Below are 18,039 nucleotides of genomic sequence, written 5' to 3' on the forward strand. Positions count from 1 at the left end.
GGGGTGCTATTGGTATAAGTCGTGGCTAAAGCCCCTACATTAGTATCTGCATCAACTTGACTCGCATGAAACGATACATCAAATAATAATGGATCTTGGGTTCCTAAAATTGTACTTTCTTGAGTGCTTAAATCAAAAGTCGCTATACCGTCATTACTCAAATCATCACAGACAACCATGTTAGGTGGTGTCGCTGCAGTATCTCTCGCATTAACCACTAAATTAAATACGGCTGTAGCCGAAGCATTATAACAATTACTATCCCCTATACTCTCTACTCGTACAAAGATTGGCTCAGGATTAGTAACATTGGTATACATGCTCGGTAATGCTCCCATACCCGAATCTGCATCTACAAAACTTAAATGATACGTCACATTAAAGTCCGTTGCTGATTGTGAACCCAATATAATAGCCGTCTGAATACTTAAATCAAACTCTTCAATACCATCACTACTAATGTCATCACATAACTCAAGGTTACTCGCTGAGTTGATTGTAGGTTGAATAGATGCAGCTATAGAAAATGATGTCGTATCAAAACAAGTCTGTGTAGGGTCAGCCATACGTGCCCATATCACTTGTGGATTTGTTACGTTAGTATAATTGGTGGGCAATGCACCTATATTATCAATAGCATCTTGCTCTGTGAGATGATAAGTTATGACGAAATCTATTGCACTTTGTGTACCTAAAATGTCATCATCATTTACAGATAAAATAAATTCTGAAGACCCGGAGCCACTACAACCGACTAAATCTTGTCCTAAATTAGCAGAAGGACTCGCTTTAAATTCAACAAAAACGGAATCCGTAGATTGGCAAACACCAGTAAAAACAACATCTACCGAATATGTTCCAGTATCGCTAACCATTATAGTTGAACTTGTCTCACCAGAAATCTCAATACCTTCAAAATACCATACATGACTTGCTGTAGGTATCCCTGTATCTAAAGTAACTGGGGTGCCACCACATTCTGCAGTACCAGCAGCAATTGTTATATCCTCTCCTAAGTCACCACCTAAATCAAAACTACCAGCTTTGAGAAACACACCTGAATCGAAATTTGCATCGTCAGCATCAGCAATAACCAATTTAATAGTATAATTTTCGCCAGGTATTACCGTAGACTGGGCTGTAAAAACTGTCGTTCTACCGTCAAAGGAAATTGGAGGTCCGTTATTAGGGGTATATTCACCAAAGTATTGAGGATTGGCTGCACCACAGGCTGCACCATTATCTGGGTGAATATTGGTTACTAATATTGGCGTATTAGTTCCAGGCAAAACTGCTAAATTAGTAGTATTACCCATAGAATCAGTTAATAAAAAGGCAAAAGCATCAGAAAAAGTACATTCAAAGCCGCCCATATCATACTCTTCTGACGCCATAAGAAAATCAAAACTTATAGTATCAGCTAAGGGAGTAAAATCAAACTGAATAAATGTAGCATTATTTGAATTTATGCCAGTAGCTAAATTTAAATCTGGATCACCTGGCCAAACGCCTGCAGTACCATCACCTAAAAATACGTTTGGGCCACCTGACCTACTTGCATCTCCACTAGTTAATAAAATTCCATCTTCAAAAGGAAAATCAATACCATTACTAAAAAAATAACCTATGCCATTAGGTTCTGCAAGACTAAAATCTACTCCTGTTGATGCTATAATATTTGACACAGAAGCGCATGGACTGTTTACTAACACCTCTTCTATTAATTGTTGAGGAGTAAATAAATCTTGATCGACTACTACATTAGGCCCTAATACAAATACAGTAATTGTAGCCATACCAGTACATCCCTGTGGGTTATCATCGGTTACAGTTAAAGTCACGGTATAAGTTCCAGGATTAGCGAACGTATTAGTTACGTCAGTACCCATTGCTGTATTTAAATCTCCAAAATCCCAGTCATATGTTGCACTTGTTCCATCATCCGAAAATATAGCACTACCAGAAAAATCAACAGATTCACCTGGTAAAATACCAACAACTCCAGTTCCATTAGGAGCAGGTACAGTAGCATCAATGATTGCTATAATATCTTGACAAGGAGCTGCGCATAGAATTTCTGCCTCCCAGCCTATTGTATTCCCTGAACCATTTGATATAAATGCAATGGTTAAACAACCTGTTGAAATATTAGATGGTGATGATGAAATGGTTCCAGGTGAAGCCGTACCAGAAAATGTTCCTAAAAGTGGCGCAGAGGTATCATCTCCATCATATATTGTTAATATATCTTGGTTAAGCTGAGTACTAAATTGAATAAAATTAAGAATAACAAATTCATCTACATTTTGAGGACAAATAGTGATTGTGAAATCTTCATCATTGCCATAATTACCAAATTCACCTCCAGAATCAAAAAATTTATCAGGAGCACAACGATTGAAGGTACCATCCTGCATAGATAAGTCTTGCGCGAACCCAATAGAAGTAGCTATTAGAATCAAGAAATAGAGAATCTTTTTCATATTTAGTTTTTATCAAACTAACTCTAATAAATGCTAGCAATTACACATTTAGAAATAGAGGTTATTTTTTGAGGACGAAATTTAATCAAAATATATGACTTGACTTAAAAATTAAGTTACAAAACTTAATATAAGGGATGAACGTTTATACCTGATATTTCATACTTTTGCAAAAAAAAGATGTCGCAGACAAAAATTTCCATAGTACCTACATCTAACGAAACGATTTTAAAATTTGAAGCTGATCGGTTTCTAACAAATCATAATAGTTTTGAATTCAACAATATTGATGAAGCTAAGCATTCCCCATTAGCTCAACAATTATTTTATTTACCATTTGTAAAGAAAATCTATATCGCCTCTAATTTTATTGCAATTGAACGTTATAATATTGTTGATTGGACTGATGTACAAAACGAAGTTGCTACACAAATTGAAGACTACTTATCTAAAGACGGAATAGTGATTACTGAAGAGGCTATTAAACCAAAAGTAGCAGTAACAGTATATGCGGAAAGCACACCAAACCCTAGTGTTTTAAAGTTTGTTTGTAATAAAGTATTAGTTCCAAGTCTATATGAGTTCACTTCTATTGAAGAAGCCAAACCATCACCATTAGCAACTTCTTTATTCCAATTTCCTTTTGTAAAAAATGTATTTATGGAAAAGAATTTTATTTCCATTACAAAGTTTGATATAATCGAATGGGAAGAAATCACTATTCAACTCCGTGAGTTTATAAAATCTTATGTCGAAGAAGGTAAAACCATATTAAGCGATGATGCACCTAAAAAACTTAATAAAACTGAAAAGGCTATTGAACAAAAATTTGAAGCCTTAGATGATACATCAAAAAATATTGTAAACATTTTAGAGGAATATATAAAGCCTGCGGTAGAAAGTGATGGCGGTAATATAGAATTTAAATCTTACGATGCCAATACTAAAAAAGTAGAAGTATTATTACAAGGTGCATGCAGTGGTTGCCCTTCATCAACTTTTACTTTAAAAAATGGTATAGAAAATATGCTCAAAGAAATGCTTAAAGATAGTTCTATAACTGTAAATGCTATTAATGGTTAAATATCATTAATTTTTGAGTGACTAATTAGAGTTTTTTGTTTCTAAAATATATAATCCTTAAAAATCAAAATATTATGGCAGTATTAAAAGTTATTGAAGTATTATCTAACTCAAATAAAAGTTGGGAAGATGCAACTAAAAAAGCAGTAAAAGAAGCTTCAAAGTCTGTGAAAAATATTCGTTCTGTATATGTACAAGATCAAAGCGCAATAGTTAATGATGATGATGTTACAGAATTTAGAGTCGCTTTAAAATTAACTTTCGAAGTTAAATAATAACACTTGTATGTAATTTACTTAAACACAAAACTCGGCCTAAAAAAAGTCGAGTTTTTTTATTCAACTTAAATTAATTAAACCAACATGGACACACAAAAATGGATTGACGCAGGTTACAACTTAATCGTAGAGTTTGGCCCAAAATTGATTGCAGCCATTCTTATATGGATAATTGGCAGCTGGATTATTAAAATGATACTTAAAGGTGTCAAAAAAGCAATGAGTAAAGCTGAATATGACGAAAGCTTAAAAAAGTTCTTATTAAATCTTGTTAATTGGATTCTAAAAATTGTTTTAATTATAGTGGTATTAGGTACTGTTGGTATTGAGACAACTTCATTTGCTGCAATACTTGCTGCTGCTGGTTTAGCTATCGGATTAGCTTTACAAGGTTCTCTTGGGAATTTTGCTGGTGGTGTTTTAATCATGATTTTTAAACCCATAAAAATTGGAGACTTAATTGAAGCACAGGGAGAACTTGGTGTTGTTAAAGAAATTGAAATTTTTACAACTAAGCTTTTGACGCCAACAAATAAAGAAGTTATTATTCCTAATGGAGCTTTATCTAATGGAAATATTGTGAATTACTCTACAGAAGGAAAACTTAGAGTAGATCTTACATTTGGTGTTGGTTATGATTCTAATATCAAACAGACCAAAGATGTTTTAATGAATGTATTGACATCTAACCCAAAAGTTTTACAAGATCCCGCTCCGACTGTAAATGTATCTGAATTAGCAGATAGCTCTGTTAACTTTGCAGTTAGACCTTGGTGTACTGTAGCAGATTATTGGGATGTATATTTTGAAACTCACGAAAGTGTTAAAAAGGAACTAGATGCTGCTGGAATAGAAATACCTTATCCGCATGCCGTAGAAATACAAAAACAAGGCTAAGCCTTCTTTTTTAAAGCAATAAAATCCTTTAAATAATAGGGTTCAAAATAAGCGACATCTTCTGTGTCGCTTTTTTGATGCTTTAATTCTGCTAATAATGCCATTTCATTAGCAGATGGTAACTTACCCTCAATAAAAACAGCATTTGAATGCTGAATCAAACCCTTTGTTTTTTCAACACCACTGCCAATGAAGTATACTTTACTTGTTTCAAGAAGCTTACTAAAACTTCCTTCTTCTAAAATTTCAGCCTTAATTTCTCTGTATAGTTCTAATTCAGAATTGTAAATAGCTGAATAGACTTCCATTCTCCTAGCATCTAGCATGGGCACAATAAACCCATCTTCAATATGTACTTGATGTGATAAACTTTCTAAAGTATCAATTGCAATTAAAGGCTTATTTAGAGCAAAACTCAAGCCTTTAGCAGAAGACACTCCAATGCGCAATCCTGTATAAGATCCAGGTCCTTTGCTTACCGCAATAGCATCAATTTCTGAAGGTTTTATATTAGAGACTTTAAAAACCTCATCAATAAAAACATGCAAAGTTTCAGCATGAGAATAGCCCGGACTATTATCTTCTTTTAAAACTAAAATCTCCCCATCTTTAGACAGAGAGACTGAACAATTTGTAGTTGCTGTTTCTATATTAAGCACTATTGCCATTAGCTAATATGTATTAAGCTACTCTTCTTCCTTTTCGTCCGAAGATTTTGTTTTTTTCTTTTTTTCTTCTATAAGATCACCTGGTTTAAGCGTTTTAGATACTACATTATAAGGGCCAGTAATAATCTTATCATCTTTTGTTAAACCTTCGATAATCTCAATATTAGTATCATCTTGTATACCTGTTTTAACCACTCTTAATTTGGCTTTGCCATTCACATTTACAAAGACACATTCAAATTTTTCCTCTTCTTTTGGTGAATCATCCTCTTCGATTTCAGAAGATTTACCATAAGATTTCTTCGTTGAACTTGTATCTGTTTTAATTACTATAGCACTAATAGGAACAGAAATCGCATTTTTACGTGTTTTTGTAATGACATCCACAGTTGCTGTCATTCCTGGTCTAAAAGGTGAATAAGTTTCAGGTTTCCCTTCAGTTAAGTTTGCGTAAGACTCTTCTAAGATTCTCACTTTTACCTTAAAGTTAGTAACTTGATCAGCTGCCAAATTTCCTGCTGCTGAATTCGCTATTTCAGTAACAACACCTTTAAACTCTTTCTTTAAATAAGCATCTACTTCAACAATTGTAGAATCACCAATATTAACTTTTACAATATCATTTTCATTGACGTCAACTTCAACTTCCATATTATTAAGGTTAGCAACACGTAAAATTTCAGTACCAGCCATTTGTTGTGTACCAACCACACGTTCACCAAGTTCAACATTTAAAAGCGAGATTGTCCCACTCATTGGCGCATATATTGTCGTTCTGTTTAAATTGTCCTTTGCTTCATTTACAGTAGCTGCAGCACTTTGCACATTATAATACGCTGAATTTTTACCAGCTTCAGCAGTTTCATAAGAAGCGATAGAGCGATCCCAATCTGCTTTAGAAATAACCCCTTTATTAAATAGTGATTTATTTCTATCATAATCTGCTTTCGCTTGTTTTAAACTTGCTTCGGCCTGCTCTAAACCTGCTCTAACATTTTGATATGAAGCCTGAGATCTACTCACAGCAGATTGAATTAAATCTGGGTTTACTCTTACCAATAAGTCTCCTTTTTTAACTTCTTGACCTTCTTTAAATGGCAATTCTAAAATTTCACCAGAGACTTCAGAAGATATTTTAACTTCTACTTCTGGCTGAATTTTACCCGTAGCTGATACGGTTTCTACAATATCTTTAAGAGACACTTCTTTAATCGTAACTTCTTTAAAATTACCTTTTTTACCAAATAATCCCATTGACTTACCTGCCACTAATGCTATTAGCAGAAAAACAACTACTCCGATAATGATTTTTACTGTTTTGCTCATAATTAAAACTTTAATTCAGTTGCAGGTATTCCGAAATATAACTCTAGTACCTTTAACTTAAAAATATAATCGTATTTAGCACGATTTAATTCGATTTTAGAATTATCAAACCTTAGTTTAGATTGACTAAAATCAAATGCATTTGTTAAGCCCACATCATAACGCTCTTTGGCATAATCATAAGCCAATTGTTGTGATTCTAATGCTGTATTAGCAGCTTCAAAAGATTTCAAAGATCCTTTGGCATCAACATAAGCTTGGTACACTGTAGATTCTAAATCTAATTCGGCTTGCTCTAATTGAAACTTAGAACGCTCTAAGTTAATTTTATTTCTTTGTACATTTCCTTTGACAGAAAACCCATTTAATATTGGAATGTTAAGACTCAAACCATAACCAATACCATCATTTAAATAAATCTGATCACCAAATGAAATTGGGTTAGCATCTGTATAACGCGTATCATACCCTAAAAAAGCTCTTAATGTTGGCCAATACGATCCTTTTGCAATCTGTACATCTTTTTCAGCTAGAGCAACATTTTGTTCAGCTATTTTAATCTCTGATCTATTCGCTTTTGCGTTTTCAATAATTTCTGATGCTGACTTATTAGAAATACCTTCATCTACTATATCATAACCTTCATCTTCTATATCGAAAGTTTCATAGTCTTTAATTAAAAGTAATTGAGCTAAATTTATTAATGAAATTTGAATTACATTTTCGGCATTTACAATACTCTGTTTTTCACTAGCATCTGTTGCCTGTATCTCTAATAAATCACCTCGAGGTAAAGAACCTGCTTCTACTAATTGATTTGTTCTTTCAATTTGCTCTTGAGTCACTGAATTTTGAGATTTTAAAACTTCAAGATTTGCTTTATTTAAAATTACAGAAATATAACCATTTGCTACAAAAAGTGAAATATCATCTTTCATTTTAGACAACCTGTAATCTGCTGCAATTTTTGAAATTTCAGCACGTTGAACTTGTCTTATATTCTGTAAACCATCAAACAAATTATAACCTAAATTTAGATTACCAGATGCTGATAAGAATGTAGTTGTTGAAGAGTTACCAGTTGTAGGATCAAAACTTAAACCTGTGTTTTTAGACACACTTCCACTAGCATTTACTGTTGGCAAAAACCTACCTATCGCAGTTAATTTTTCTATATCTGTCGCTTGCAAATCTAATTCGCTCTGCTTAACGGAAATATTATTTTCTAAAGCATAAACCACGCATTCTTTAAGCGTCCACTTTTTATTTTGAGCTTGTGCAAAAACTCCTAAAAGGAGTAATACTATGATGATTGATTTTTTCATGATGTCTATTTGTCTAGATAAATCTCTATGTGTTACACTAATTCTTAATTAATTATTTCTACCATATGCTGGAGGACCTTGAAGCTGATTCCAAACCTTAAGTTCATCTGATTTTGAAATTCCACTTTTCACTTCAACAAAGATACCATTACTAAGCCCTAGCTCAATATCACGTCTTTCAAATTTTTGATCTCCAACTGCTACTTCAACGAAAGGTTTTTTTGTTTTTGGGTCGTACTGAACCATTGCTTCTTTAATAGCAAGTACCTTTTCTACTTTATCTAAAATAATAGATGCATTGGCACTAAGACCAGCTCTAATAAATGTAGAATCTATTTTTTTAAGTGTGCCTTTAATTTCAAACTGAATAGCACCATTTTCAGCCACACCTTTTGGCGCAATATAATCTAACACAGCATCAAACTTTTCGTTTTCAATAGCACCAACAGTAATTTCTAATGGCAAACCCTCTTTAATTTTACCGACTTCACTTTCATCTACTTTTCCTTCAAAAATCATTTGTCTTACATCTGCAAGAGATGCAATTGAAGTGCCTTCATTAAAGTTATTAGCTTCGATAACCTGATTTCCTGCTTTTACTGGCACATCTAAAACCATACCTGCAACAGTTGCCCTAACTTGAGTTTGCGCTATATTACCTAAACCAGATGTTGTACCTGTTTTAATAATATCATAATTTTGACGTGATTGTGTCACATCAATTCTAGCTTGCTCAACACGTTGTTTTGCTTGCAGGTATGTGTTGTTTACTTGATCAAACTCATTAGCTGCGATGACACCTTTATCAAACAAATCTTTCTGACGATCAAAAATTGATTTTTGAGTTTTGAAATTGATTTCTGCAGTTTGTAATGCTGTTCTATTAGATGCAATATTATTCTTTGCACTAGATAATGAAGACACATTAGGAATCACTCTAATTTTAGCTATTAGATCTCCTTGTTTTACATATTCTCCTGCTTCAATATAAACTTCCTCTATAACTCCAGAAATATTTGGTTTTATAAGCACTTCTTCTTTTGGTACAATACTTCCTGTTGCTACAGTTTTTAAAACAATTGTTTCAATTGATGGTTTTTCTGTAGTATAGGTTATGGGATCTTCTTGATTTTTTGCCCATAAATAATATAAAGATCCTCCGAAGACAACGACTATTAAAATTAGTACGATAATGGTTGTAGTTCTTTTCATTTCTCAGTTGATGATTTTATTTATTCTAATTTTTTTGATTTTATAATTATTCTATTCTTAATGCATCTACAGGTTTCATTTTCGTTGCACTATTAGCAGGAATCAATCCTGCTAACAAACCAGAAACGACTAATATAATTAACGCAGTAAATACCACTTGCATGCTTACACTTGGATTTGCAAAATTCTCTACAGGCCCAACACTATCTAAAATTGTATTCATTATCCAAATCACTAGTGCTGCAAATGAAATACCTACCATCCCTGAAAGTATAGTAAGAATTAAACTTTCTTGTAATATTTGTCCTTTTATAGTCCAAGGTGTTGCTCCTAAAGCACGTCTTACTCCGATTTCTTTTGTACGTTCTTTAACCACAATTAGCATAATATTACTAATACCAATAATACCAGACATTAACACTAAAGCTCCTACAAAATAACCTACGACAGATAATATATCGAATAGTCCGTTGACTTTACCAAATTCTTTAGATAAATCAAAATGACCTATGGCTCTTACATCTTCAGGATGAATTGTATGTCGGTTTCGCATCAATGCAAAAATGCGTTCTTTTACGTCTGTAATACTTATTTGGTCACTTGCTGTAATTGCCATCCAACCGACACGATCTCCATAATTGAAAGCTTGATTAAATGTCGAAAATGGAATAAAAATAGTGTTAGCTTCCTCTTCTGAATCACCTTGACTATTCGTTATTTTAAACGTACCAACTACCATAAAATTGACGCCATTAATCTTAATATATGAGCCAATAACATCTTCTCTCTTATTATAGAGTCCTTTTACTACATCTGGACCAATAACACATATTTTCCTCCTAGCATCAATATCTGAATAGCTTATAAAGCGTCCTTGGAGAATATCCATTGGTTTTTGTTTAATAAATTCTGGATAATCACCATATATTTGAAATGCTCCAGTTTTTGTCCCTCGAATAACATTGTTTGCACCATTATATCCACCAAGTTGATTCCTTGGAGAAACATATTTTAGTTCTGGTATTTCAGCTTTTATAGCAGCGACATCATCAAATTTATAATTAAAACGTCTTGATTTTGGTAAGCCCTTATATGGTTTAGATGTACCTCGCGTCCACATAAACATCGAGTTGGTTGCAAAGTCTCCGAAGTCAGCAGTAACACCATTACGTAATCCATTAGTTAAAGCCAGTAAAAGCACTAAAATAGTGATGCCCCAAAATACGCCAAATGCAGTAAGAAAAGTTCTTACCTTATTAGCATTTAATGCTTCTAATATTTCTGTCCAACGATCTTTATTAAACATCTTATTCGTCTCTTAAGGCTACAATAGGTTTAATTTTGGCAGCTCTGTACGCTGGTAAAAATCCTGCTAAGGCACCAGCTGCAACCAAAATAAAAACAGTAATAATTGCTGTTTTAAAATCTACTTGTGGGAATTTTATAAAAGGACTATCTACTTGAGGCCCCACTAATTCTAATAATCCTAATCCTAATATCAAACCAAACAATCCAGAAAACATAGTTACGAAAACAGCTTCTTGTAAAATCATAGCAATAATAGACATAGGCTCAGCACCAAGTGCCTTCCGTATCCCAATTTCTTTGGTTCGTTCTTTAACTATAATTATCATAATATTACCTACACCAACAACACCAGCTATTATGGTTCCTATTCCTATAAACCAAAAAACGGCTTTAATCGTATCAATTAATGAGTAAATTTTCTTTGCTTCTTCGAGTGTATTATTCACTCTTATTGCGGCAACATCATCAGGTGCGACAATATGTTTTTGTTTTAAATCATTCTCTATAGCTAGTGATAGGTTCTTCGATAAATCAACAGCTTCCTGAAAATTCTCAGACATTTTTACTGTAAACGACATGTTTCTAATGTTATCACCACCATTAAAAGACCTCTGTACTGTTGTTAATGGTAAAAACACATTACTTTCTTCACGTTCACCTCCTGGATCTGTATAGACACCAATCACTTTAAAATTAATTCCCCAAATCGCAATATCTTTATCTATTGGGTCTTGATCTTTAAATAAATCGGTTTTGACTTTATTACCTATTACCGCAACTTTTTTTCCTTCGTTTAAATCTGAATAATTAAGAAAGCGACCAATAGTCATATCTGCATTTTCGATGAATTGCTCATCTGGCATAACACCTCTTACTCTGTAATTACCAGATTCGTTTTTATGAGTGACTTGTCCTCCCCATATACTATAACTTGCAGAGCGGTATTCTAGATTATCATCGTAAGTAGAAGACAGGTTGATAAAATCTTCATCTTTAAGTTGAATATAACGTCCTGGATTCAGGCCTTTATAACCTTTAGTTGTTCTTCTGGTTCTTATACTGATTTCATTAGTTGCATCTTGTTGAAACTCTGAAGTCACACCATTTTCGATGCCAGAACTAAAACCAAGAAGAATGACTAAAATAAAAATACCAGAAGCCACAGAAAGACCTGTTAAGAAAGTTCTTAACTTATTCTTTCTAAGTGTTTCGAATATTTCTTGCCAGCGCTCTACGTTAAACATTTTGTTTTACTCTAACTTGTTCTACTAGACTATCATTAATAATAACTCCATCTTTAAGATTCACAATACGCTTGGTCATGTGTGCAATATCATCTTCGTGCGTTACCACTAAAATAGTTTTGCCTTCGTCATTAATCCCTTGAATAAGTTCCATAACCTCATAAGACGTTTTGGTATCTAGCGCACCTGTTGGTTCATCTGCTAGTAATACTTTTGGTTCGCTCGCTAAAGCTCTCGCAATTGCTACACGTTGTTTCTGTCCACCAGAAAGCTCACTTGGTAAATGATGCGACCAATCTGCTAAGCCCACTTTTTCAAGATAATGTTCTGCTTTTTCGATACGCTCTTTTCTTGGAATACCTTTATAATACAATGGCAACGCTACATTATCTGTAGCAGACTTATAATTAATTAAATTAAAAGACTGAAAAACGAATCCTAAAAATTCATTTCGGTAACGTGCTGCTATTTTTTCATTTAAGTTTTTAATCGGCACACCATCGAGAACATATTCTCCTTTATCAGCTTCATCCAACATTCCCAAAATATTAAGTAATGTTGATTTACCTGAACCCGAAGAACCCATTATAGAAACTAGTTCTCCTTCTTTTACATTAAAGTTAATACCCTTTAAAACGTGAAGAGAATTGCTTCCCATATGGTAAGATTTATGTAAATCTTTAATTTCAATCATAGTGAATTGATTAGCGCATGCAATTTTAAGAAAATTCGTATAGTTTTTATGCCAACAAATTGTTAAGACTTCCTTTTAAACTAGTATAAATAAGACTCTTGAACTAAAAAAATGTTACAGTGTTTCTTCTGTATTTTCAATCTTATTTGAAGTGCTATATTTTCTGTAGATAAAATAACCGATAGCTGCTACCAAAATATAGGGAACTGCCATTAAGAAAAGAATACCATCATTGATGCCTTCTGCAGTAGATTGACTCTCTTCGCTCTCAAGTACAGCTCTACACATGGCGCATTGCGCATTTGTCTTTAAAAAAAAGAAAAGAGACAAAAATAAAAAGGTGATTTTTCGTTTCATTTTTATGCGTAATATGGAGATATCATAATATAAACAACAACACCAGTTACAGCTATGTATAACCACAATGGAAACGTGATTTTAGCAATTTTCTTATGTCGTTCTATATTGTTGGTAATTGCTCTAACATATGTTATAAGTACAAATGGAATAATAACAATTGATAGTAATATGTGTGTTAATAGTATAAAATAGTAAATGTACTTAACAAAACCTTCGCCTCCGAATTTAGTAGAATCGCTTGTCATGTGGTATGCAATATACATCAGTAAGAAAGCTACAGATAACCCAATAGCAAACTTCATTAAACGCTCGTGAAGTTTTCTGTTTTTTTTCTTGATTGCCACTACAGCAAAAATTAGAACTAAAGCAGTTAAGCCATTTACACTAGCATAGATTGGAGGCAGAAAAGTCAATGGTTCTATATTAAATCCTAATGACCTTAAGTTAACACCAAATAAAACAGCCACAGCAACAGGAATAATAATTGAAAGTGCTACTATCCATTTATTATATTTCTTTTCTTTTTCTATATCAACTGAGCTCATAATTACTCCTTTAATAATTTAGCGATATCTTCTTTTAAGATTGTAATTTCTTGTGGAATTCCTTCATCATCAACTCCCTCTTTCTCTGATACAATTCCGTTATAATAAATTAAAGGATTATTTGGAGATTTTAATCGCGAACGAATAAAGCCTTCTTTATCTATTAAAGCAAAATTACCTGAATGCTCAAAACCATCTATGATTTCGTCATTTTTTGCAGTGTAAAGATAAAAACCTTCATTAGCTAACTTATATATTTCGTCTTCGTCTCCTGTCATTAAATGCCAATTAGAATTTGTTATTCCATATTTGTCTGCATAAGCTTTCAATACTTCTGGCGTATCAATACCTGGAGTTATAGTAAAAGAAGCCACTCCAAAATTCTCAAAATCTTTAAACTCATTTTGAATTTCTACAAGGTTACTATTCATTCTAGGACAAATCGTTGGGCAAGTTGTAAAAAAGAACTCAATAACATAGACTTTACCTATATAATCTTTATCTGTAATAATCTTACCATCTTGATTGGTAAAACTAAAACTAGGCACTTTTTTACTCCCTCCGTCTACATTAGGAATGTAAACCAAATCACTCTTATTAGACTTAGTTTTTTCTTTTTTTTCTACCGTAGAAACTTCTTTACTCCTACTTTCGTCTCTTGTTATATCATCACTACTAATTCTATTTATAATTTTTGGAACGAAAATTATTCCAAAAACTAAAAGAATAAATGCAATGCTTATGTATGAATAATTATTTTTTTTACTCATCGGTTTGTTTTAAATCGTTTTTTCTTCTTGTATCAGAATCATCAAACTTCCCTTTTCGTTTTTGGCGATACTCCGTGAATAAGATACGCATATCATCACTCATCATATTCTTAATTTCTGCAACTTCAATTGTATTATAGGAATACACACTAAAACTAGGTTCATTAGCTTCAACCTCTTTTTCATCTCTACCATCTATTCTCCCTCTCTGATTTAAATCCTTATCTATGATAAACACATCATCTGTAGATAATTCGTCATCTAGTGTAGCTTTAGATATTAACCCATTATAAAGCATCTTAATTTCGCCCTCTGTACCAAAAGTATAATGCCAAAATTTTAAATCTTCGTATGTATTTATTTCCTTTTTAAGTTCCTTTATTTCTTCTTCTGTGCCTTCAGGAATAACAATAACAATCTGAAACTTTTTAAATCCCTTAAACTTGTCGTAAACGAGTTCTTTAAGATTTGAAGCCGCTATAGATTTAGACAATGGTGATTTTCCTAAAAAACCTAAAACTGTGATATGATCTTTTAATAAAATAGTCTCTGTTTTATCTGAATAAAAATTTTCAATATCAGACACATTTTCGTTTACAACATTTAACGGCTCATAATTATGTTTCGCAGGATAGAGCATCAATAAAAAAGCAACAGGTAAAAAGAATAAAATACCTAGGACAATGTTTCGTTTTGCGTTGCTTGTTTTCATAGAATACAAAAATAGAAAAGGTGGTTTAGAAAAACCACCTTTTAATATCATTTAACGCAAAATTTTACGTTTAAAAATCTCTTTTAATTAATGCATCATCAGAATTGTAAACTTCAAACACATATCCACCTTCTTGCAATAAAATGAAGATTAAATAGCAGATAAGAAAAACTGCTGTCCATACGACCATTTTTCTCATGCTTCCTGTTTCATCTCTCATATGCATAAAGTCCCAAGTAATATAGTATGCCTTTACAATTGTTAATACAATGAAGATTAAATTCAATGACTTCATGTAAATAATTGGTGAGAAAAGAATATTTCCTAATGTTGCAATAAAACCACCTTCAAAAGGTGACATTAATGGTGTCATTAATGCATCTGGCTTATAGATACCAAGTACAACCTCTACTAGAGTAACTATAGTTAGGAATACTAAGACTCCCCAAATTTTACTTGTATTAGACTTAAATTTAACTAAGCCTCTAAATATTTCTAATTTATGTTCGTGTGCCATAATTTAACTCTTAATTTCTTTTATACTAAATAGAAGAATGTGAAAACAAATACCCAAACTAAATCGACAAAGTGCCAATATAGTCCAACTTTTTCTACCATTTCATAACTACCTCTGCGTTCATATGTTCCAAGAATAACATTAAAGAAAATTATAATGTTAATCACAACACCTGAGAATACGTGGAATCCGTGAAACCCTGTAATAAAGAAGAAGAAATCGGCAAATAAAGATGTTCCATATTCATTTACATGAAGATTAGCTCCTTTTACAACAAGCTTACCATTTTCTTTTATTTGCTTAAGAGATTCTGCTCTAGACAGTACAGTTTTTTCTCCATTATCATCAATGATTTGTGTTCTTACCTGAATGTTGTCATTTGCAGCTAAACCATTATATATTTCATTAACTGTATAAGGAGGTAGTGAACCTTCAGTTACAAACCAAAGTCCATTTTTACGTTCGTGCTCAGCTCTTTCACCAACTTGCACTGCTGCAAAATCATCTATAGAAATTCGTTTAAATTTTTCTTTACCATCTTCAGTAACATACTCTCCAAATTGAAGAATATTACCCCCCTTAGTTTGTACAGCTCCATAATCTCCTTGAATGAATGTTGCCCATTCCCATGCTTGCGAACCTACGAAAATAGCTCCACCAATAATGGTTAAGAACATATATATGGTCACTTTTGCTTTATTCATATGATGACCTGCATCAACAGCTAACACCATAGTTACAGAAGACATAATAAGAATAAAGGTCATAAATGCCACATAAATCATTGGCAACTCCTGACCATGTAAAAACGGTACGTGAGTAAACACCTCATCTGCAATTGGCCATTCCTTTATGAACTTAAATCTTGAAAAACCATAAGCTGCCAAGAAGCCTGAAAATGTTAACGCATCAGATACAATGAAGAACCACATCATCATCTTTCCATAACTTGCCTTTAGAGGCTTATTGGCTCCTCCCCAAGCTTTTCCTTCTGTACCAGTACTTTCTACTGTAGAACCCATAGAATTTATTTAAATTTTAAGATTGGACAAAAATAATCAAATTATATATCTAAAAAAATATAAAAACAAAAAGAGCACAAGCCAAAGTATATCTACAAAATGCCAGAAATTAGCTGCCAGTTCTAAACCCAACATATTGTTGGCATTATACTTCTGTTTAAAATGATTATAAATTACGACAAGCAAGCATATTAACCCAGCAATGACGTGTGTTATATGCGCTACTGCCATAATATATATGTAAGACATCGTAATATTACTTGTTGGACCTGTGAAATTATGACCTGCTTCAATGATTTGTCTAAAGCCTTCAAACTGATTAAAAACAAATGCAATTCCTAGAGCTAGAGTTACAAGTAACCAAATCGAGGTCATCTTTAGATTGTTCTGTTTTAATGCTCGTTTAGCTAGAATAAAAGTAAGACTACTTGCTAAAATTACTATTAAGCTTATCAGAAAAGCATCTGGCAATTGGTAATCACTTAACCAATCTTTATCTACTCTTTGTTTACTACTTACAATAAATGCGCTTATTAAGCCTGCAAAAGACATAATTAATGAACCAATACCAAACCACAGCATCATTTTCTTAGACCTTGCTCTTTTCTCCTCTTGTGTTCCTTGTGTTAAATCCATCTATCTCAAAAATTTATCTGCAACATATATAATCTGTAACATGGTGATATAAAATACACTAGACAGCATCAATTGTTTAGCTGTTTTTGCCGTACGATCCTTAAATAACTTAAAAGCATATACCAACATAATCATACCTAATATAAATACCAAAACGGCACCAACAATAGACAACTTTAAGTCTCCTGTAAACCCAAGCACCGGAATAATAGATGCTAAAACCGTCCAAACACTATACATTATAATTTGTACTGCCGTTCCTTTATCTGGCTTACCTGTTGGTAACATAAAAAAGCCGCCTTTTTTATAATCTTCAAACAAGAACCAACCAATAGCCCAAAAGTGTGGAAATTGCCAAAAAAACTGAATTGCAAATAGAGTTCCTGGTTCTATACCAAATTCATTTCTTGCAGCAACCCAACCTAACATAAAAGGGATTGCTCCTGGCAAAGCACCAACAAAAACAGATAACGATGTTTTAGTCTTTAATGGTGTATAAACACAAGTATATAGGAATATTGATACCGCTCCCCACATTGCTGTTTTAGGATTGATAATATATAAAGTAATTAACCCTAAAACTGTGAATGATGTCGCAATTGTAAATGCTGTATTAACAGTCATACGACCAGCTGGTATTGGTCTATTCTTTGTGCGATCCATTAAAGCGTCTAAATCACGCTCAATGATTTGATTGTAAGCATTAGAAGCGCCAACCATAAAGTAACCACCGAAAGCCAATAAAATAAGAGTAGTAAAACTTATGACTTCTGCTCCAAGAAGGTAACCAGCGATTGAGGAAAACACCACACTTAGGGATAATCCCATTTTAGTAATTTCCTTAAAATCTGTTATCACAGAAGCTGTTGATACCGAAGATTTTGTGCTGCTCAAACTATGCGTTTTTGGTTCTATTCTTAGCGAGTGCAAAGATAGTTTGAAAATTGATTCTAACCAAC

The 18,039-nt window shown here is 32.9% G+C and carries 19 protein-coding genes; 3 read left to right on the forward strand and 16 right to left on the reverse strand.

The features are described 5' to 3' along the window. The coding region (locus QZZ53_RS06845; RefSeq protein WP_296382908.1) for a choice-of-anchor L domain-containing protein at positions 1-2,483 on the reverse strand (2,483 nt) is incomplete at its 3' end. A gap of 180 nt (positions 2,484-2,663) precedes the next feature. Between QZZ53_RS06845 and QZZ53_RS06850 the strand changes: the two genes are divergently transcribed. From QZZ53_RS06850 to QZZ53_RS06860, 3 genes are all read left to right on the forward strand, one after another. Then, entirely contained in the window at positions 2,664-3,566 is a 903-nt protein-coding gene (locus QZZ53_RS06850; protein WP_296382910.1) for a NifU family protein, read from the forward strand. Between the two features lie 74 nt (positions 3,567-3,640). Then, positions 3,641-3,841, forward strand: coding sequence for a dodecin family protein (locus QZZ53_RS06855; RefSeq protein ID WP_296382911.1), 201 nt, complete (start codon positions 3,641-3,643; stop codon positions 3,839-3,841). A gap of 87 nt (positions 3,842-3,928) precedes the next feature. Continuing rightward, positions 3,929-4,741 carry a mechanosensitive ion channel domain-containing protein gene (locus QZZ53_RS06860; protein WP_296382913.1) on the forward strand — a complete coding sequence of 271 codons (813 nt, stop codon included), beginning with the start codon at positions 3,929-3,931 and terminating at the stop codon, positions 4,739-4,741. On the opposite strand, the gene tsaB is transcribed toward QZZ53_RS06860, so the two are convergent. From tsaB to cyoE, 15 genes are all read right to left on the reverse strand, one after another. Then, positions 4,738-5,409 (reverse strand): tRNA (adenosine(37)-N6)-threonylcarbamoyltransferase complex dimerization subunit type 1 TsaB, encoded by a 672-nt coding sequence (tsaB, locus tag QZZ53_RS06865; protein WP_296382916.1) that lies wholly within the window; start codon positions 5,407-5,409, stop codon positions 4,738-4,740. The genes QZZ53_RS06860 and tsaB overlap by 4 nt on opposite strands. Positions 5,410-5,427: 18 nt before the next feature. Then, positions 5,428-6,735, reverse strand: a complete 1,308-nt coding sequence (locus tag QZZ53_RS06870; RefSeq protein WP_296382918.1) for an efflux RND transporter periplasmic adaptor subunit — start codon at positions 6,733-6,735, stop codon at positions 5,428-5,430. 2 nt (positions 6,736-6,737) lie between these two features. Next, positions 6,738-8,060: a TolC family protein gene (locus QZZ53_RS06875; protein WP_296382920.1), complete on the reverse strand. Its 1,323-nt coding sequence runs from the start codon at positions 8,058-8,060 to the stop codon at positions 6,738-6,740. A gap of 48 nt (positions 8,061-8,108) precedes the next feature. Next, positions 8,109-9,272 (reverse strand): efflux RND transporter periplasmic adaptor subunit, encoded by a 1,164-nt coding sequence (locus tag QZZ53_RS06880; RefSeq protein WP_296382921.1) that lies wholly within the window; start codon positions 9,270-9,272, stop codon positions 8,109-8,111. A 46-nt stretch (positions 9,273-9,318) separates the two neighbouring features. Continuing rightward, positions 9,319-10,578, reverse strand: a complete 1,260-nt coding sequence (locus QZZ53_RS06885) for an ABC transporter permease (RefSeq protein ID WP_296382923.1) — start codon at positions 10,576-10,578, stop codon at positions 9,319-9,321. A gap of 1 nt (position 10,579) precedes the next feature. Next, a complete protein-coding gene (locus tag QZZ53_RS06890; RefSeq protein ID WP_296382925.1) occupies positions 10,580-11,824 on the reverse strand; it encodes an ABC transporter permease in 1,245 nt (414 codons plus the stop codon). After that, positions 11,817-12,518, reverse strand: coding sequence for an ABC transporter ATP-binding protein (locus QZZ53_RS06895; RefSeq protein ID WP_296382927.1), 702 nt, complete (start codon positions 12,516-12,518; stop codon positions 11,817-11,819). The genes QZZ53_RS06890 and QZZ53_RS06895 overlap by 8 nt, the downstream gene beginning before the upstream one ends. Positions 12,519-12,632: 114 nt before the next feature. Continuing rightward, positions 12,633-12,875 (reverse strand): hypothetical protein, encoded by a 243-nt coding sequence (locus tag QZZ53_RS06900; protein WP_296382930.1) that lies wholly within the window; start codon positions 12,873-12,875, stop codon positions 12,633-12,635. A 2-nt stretch (positions 12,876-12,877) separates the two neighbouring features. Beyond that, positions 12,878-13,423, reverse strand: coding sequence for a DUF420 domain-containing protein (locus tag QZZ53_RS06905; RefSeq protein ID WP_296382932.1), 546 nt, complete (start codon positions 13,421-13,423; stop codon positions 12,878-12,880). A gap of 2 nt (positions 13,424-13,425) precedes the next feature. Further along, positions 13,426-14,193 (reverse strand): SCO family protein, encoded by a 768-nt coding sequence (locus QZZ53_RS06910; protein ID WP_296382934.1) that lies wholly within the window; start codon positions 14,191-14,193, stop codon positions 13,426-13,428. Next, positions 14,186-14,956, reverse strand: coding sequence for a hypothetical protein (locus tag QZZ53_RS06915; protein ID WP_296382936.1), 771 nt, complete (start codon positions 14,954-14,956; stop codon positions 14,186-14,188). The genes QZZ53_RS06910 and QZZ53_RS06915 overlap by 8 nt, the downstream gene beginning before the upstream one ends. A gap of 19 nt (positions 14,957-14,975) precedes the next feature. Further along, complete coding sequence (locus tag QZZ53_RS06920; RefSeq protein WP_296382938.1) at positions 14,976-15,422, reverse strand: cytochrome C oxidase subunit IV family protein; 447 nt, start codon at positions 15,420-15,422, stop codon at positions 14,976-14,978. 20 nt (positions 15,423-15,442) lie between these two features. After that, positions 15,443-16,444 carry a cytochrome c oxidase subunit 3 gene (locus QZZ53_RS06925; RefSeq protein ID WP_296382941.1) on the reverse strand — a complete coding sequence of 334 codons (1,002 nt, stop codon included), beginning with the start codon at positions 16,442-16,444 and terminating at the stop codon, positions 15,443-15,445. Between the two features lie 36 nt (positions 16,445-16,480). After that, positions 16,481-17,080 carry a cytochrome c oxidase subunit 3 gene (locus QZZ53_RS06930; RefSeq protein WP_296382943.1) on the reverse strand — a complete coding sequence of 200 codons (600 nt, stop codon included), beginning with the start codon at positions 17,078-17,080 and terminating at the stop codon, positions 16,481-16,483. Then, entirely contained in the window at positions 17,081-17,974 is an 894-nt protein-coding gene (gene cyoE / locus QZZ53_RS06935; protein WP_296382945.1) for a heme o synthase, read from the reverse strand. Positions 17,975-18,039: the final 65 nt, after the last annotated feature.

Source organism: Winogradskyella sp. (assembly GCF_016744625.1).
In the GTDB taxonomy this organism is placed as follows: domain Bacteria; phylum Bacteroidota; class Bacteroidia; order Flavobacteriales; family Flavobacteriaceae; genus Winogradskyella.